This window comes from Streptomyces sp. 8N616, from assembly GCF_052246385.1.
GTDB lineage: Bacteria > Actinomycetota > Actinomycetes > Streptomycetales > Streptomycetaceae > Streptomyces.
Map to the genome: position 1 here is coordinate 1 of NZ_JBQQBY010000082.1, position 2859 is coordinate 2859.

Here is a 2859-nt window from a genome sequence, read left to right on the forward strand (position 1 = left end):
GTCCGCGTGGCTCAGCGGATCCTGGCGATGACCTGCGCGATCTGGCACAACCGCACCATCGGCGCACCCGTCACCCGCTCGCTGATCGCCTACGACCACTGAGCCACATCGGAACTAATCGTCTAGGTCTGCGCGAGGTCGCCGTTGCTCCAGGCGTAGACCCGCTCCCCCTTGACCGCCACCCGGAACTGGTACATCTCGGAGCACTCCGGCCGCCCGGCACCGTCCCCCACGTCCTGCGGCCACCAGTCCGCATCGAGCGTCGGCCCGTCGGAAAAGGCACCCTCGTGGCAGCCCTCCTCACCGCTCAGCTTCAGTGGGGTATCGGCGAGGGTGAAACGTATGAGTTTGGCGTTGCCGTCGGTCTCCACCTTGACCGTCACGTCCGTGGCGTCCTTGGGGACCCAGTCGGGGAGAACGAAGAGCCCTTCGCCGTCGCCGACCTCCGGGGCGTTGCGCGCGGTCGGGAAGGTCTTGATGCGTTCATGGAGGACGTGGTCGTTGAACGCGTCCGGGAAGTTGTCGTCGTGCTTCTTCAGCACCGGCGTCACGGCCCAGCCGACGGCCCAAATACCCACACAGGCAGCGACGATGATCAGGGTCTTCTTCTTCATGTGCCCATTGTGCAGGCCCGGTAGCACCGCTACGAGTTGGGCTCTCCGTGGTGGGGACGGTTGGGGCCGGCGCCGACTCCCCGCCGCTTCTGCGCGCTCTGCGAGATCACTTTTTCCGGCCAGCTTTGGCGTTAAATCTCCTTCTGCATGACTTTGTGCCACGGCATTCTCTCAAACACCTGCCACGAACCGATGACGCATTGAGCCTCGATGTGCCGACCCAGTCGGGAGTTGGCCGGCAATCGCAGAAGGCTGCAACGGCACAGGGGGGTTGCAGCAGGGACTTGTGCGGAGTCCACCCACGTTCAGCGCATTCCACGGCGACATTGCCCGTGTGCAGAGCCGGGCACGTGCTTGCCAACGTTGTCATGCGGCGGCATGCACGTCGGCTACATGGAAGCGCCGCATCGTGGGTGGGCGCTCTCCCGGTGATCGAGGAAATGGCGGCTTTCCGGCCGGACTTACGCCGTCACGACCGCCCACTGGAGAGCAACCACGAAGTCCACAGGACCGAAGGCAACGTTCCACATTCATTTGAGGAGCAGGTCATGGACAGGAAGCTCGTGCACACCGCTGCATTCCTGACAGCGGTGTGCGGTTTCACGTCGTATCTCACGGGCGTGGCGAGTGCGACCCCCGGCACGGAGCAAGGGGGCAGCACCGTCTTTGCCACCACGCTGGTCAACAAGACCGGCACCACCATCACGGTCACCGCCGGGGTGGGTCGGGGGAACAGCATCACCGTCTCGCAGGTCGGTGACAGCATCCGTATCAAGGACACCGGAGACACCATCGCGGCGTCCGGCGGCTGTACCGCCCTCAGCGCCACCGAAGCCACGTGCCCGGGAGCCGGCACGACCACGGAGCTCGTCGTGAACGCCGGTGACCAGAACGACAGTGTCAGCTCCTCGCTGCCCAGCCTCGGAACCACGCTGGTCGGCGGCGGGGGCGATGACAGCCTCTACGGCGGGTCGGCCAACGACACCCTGGAGGGCAACGAAGGCTCCGACTTCCTCTCAGGCGGTGCCGGAAACGACACCCTGACTGCTGGAACCGGGGCGGACCGGGTCTTCGGCGGGTCCGGCAACGACTCCATCGAGGGAAACGGCGGCACGGACCTCATCAACGCCAACACCGGCAACGACGTGGTCAGCGGTGGAAGCGGCGCCGACCAGATCGTCGCCGGCGCGGGCACCGACTTCGCTGACGGGGGCAACGGCAGGGACACGATCAACGCCGTGGACAACGTCAGTGGCAATGACTATCTCGAAGGCGGGGCGGATGTGGACGATTGCACCGCCGACCTGGGAGACAGCCTGACGGGCTGCCCGTGATGGATGCGCGCTGCGAGCGGTTTCACCGGCGACACACGCGACACGACAAGGGAGGGACCATCATCATGAACACGCGCCGCATCCACCTGACGGTGTCCATAGCAGCGACTGCCTGCGTTCTGCTGGCAGGATCGTCTGCCGCCGCCGTCCCGGTCACGCCCGGCCCGGCGGCCCTCGCGGGCACCACAGTCGAGAAGACCGGCAACGTCCTGGTCGTCACAGCCGGCCAGGGCGTGGCGAACGACATCACCATCCGGCGGCAGGGCAACGTCATCGTGGTGACGGATGCCGGGGACACCGTGACGGCCGTCGCGCCCTGCCAGCTGAGATCGGAGGACACCGTGGAGTGCCCGATGCCTGTCGAGGCTGTTGCGGTCACGGGCAACGACGCCGACGACGCCATCACGGTCTCCCCGAACGTGGACGCCCCAGCGACGGTGTACGGAGGCGGCGGCGAGGATCGGCTGGAGGGTGGCCCAAGAGCCGACCGACTCATCGGTGACGACCCGGCCACCGCACGCAGACCCCAGGCGACCCCGGGCAACGACACCATCATTGGTGGGCCGGGCAACGACACCATCTCCGGGCTCGGCGGCAACGACACCATTACCGGCAACGCCGGAAACGACACCCTCAATGGCAATGAGGGCAACGACTCCCTCAACGGCAGCCAGGGCAATGACACCCTCAACGGCGGCAGCGGCAATGACACCCACAACGGCAATGAGGGCAACGACACTCTCAACGCGGTCGACGGTGTCAGCGCCAACGACAGCCTCGATGGCGGTCTCGCCGTCGACTCGTGCAATCGCGATTCCGGAGACACCGCCATCAACTGTCCCTGAGCAGCAGACCTTCGGCCGTCGGCGATGACCGGTGGGCAAGCCCAGTCGGGTGGACTTTGGGGCGTG

Annotated in this window: 3 protein-coding genes and 1 pseudogene; 3 read left to right on the forward strand and 1 reads right to left on the reverse strand. The window is 66.2% G+C overall.

The window, feature by feature from the left end; genetic code table 11:
- Positions 1-102: pseudogene (locus ACTWQC_RS35660) on the forward strand (IS982 family transposase); the annotation flags it as partial.
- Positions 103-122: 20 nt separating this feature from the next.
- On the opposite strand, the gene ACTWQC_RS35665 reads toward ACTWQC_RS35660, so the two are convergent.
- Positions 123-614, reverse strand: a complete 492-nt coding sequence (locus ACTWQC_RS35665) for a hypothetical protein (protein ID WP_443320024.1) — start codon at positions 612-614, stop codon at positions 123-125.
- A gap of 548 nt (positions 615-1162) precedes the next feature.
- Between ACTWQC_RS35665 and ACTWQC_RS35670 the strand changes: the two genes are divergently transcribed.
- A complete protein-coding gene (locus tag ACTWQC_RS35670) occupies positions 1163-1948 on the forward strand; it encodes a calcium-binding protein (RefSeq protein WP_443320025.1) in 786 nt (261 codons plus the stop codon).
- Positions 1949-2013: 65 nt separating this feature from the next.
- Entirely contained in the window at positions 2014-2793 is a 780-nt protein-coding gene (locus ACTWQC_RS35675) for a calcium-binding protein (protein WP_443320026.1), read from the forward strand.
- Positions 2794-2859: the final 66 nt, after the last annotated feature.

What these genes read in the sequence shown, in the direction of transcription:
- ACTWQC_RS35665 (WP_443320024.1), bottom strand. Translation starts at nt 614, where the DNA reads ATGAAGAAGAAGACCCTGATCATCGTCGCTGCCTGTGTGGGTATTTGG.
- ACTWQC_RS35670 (WP_443320025.1), top strand. Translation starts at nt 1,163, where the DNA reads ATGGACAGGAAGCTCGTGCACACCGCTGCATTCCTGACAGCGGTGTGC.
- ACTWQC_RS35675 (WP_443320026.1), top strand. Translation starts at nt 2,014, where the DNA reads ATGAACACGCGCCGCATCCACCTGACGGTGTCCATAGCAGCGACTGCC.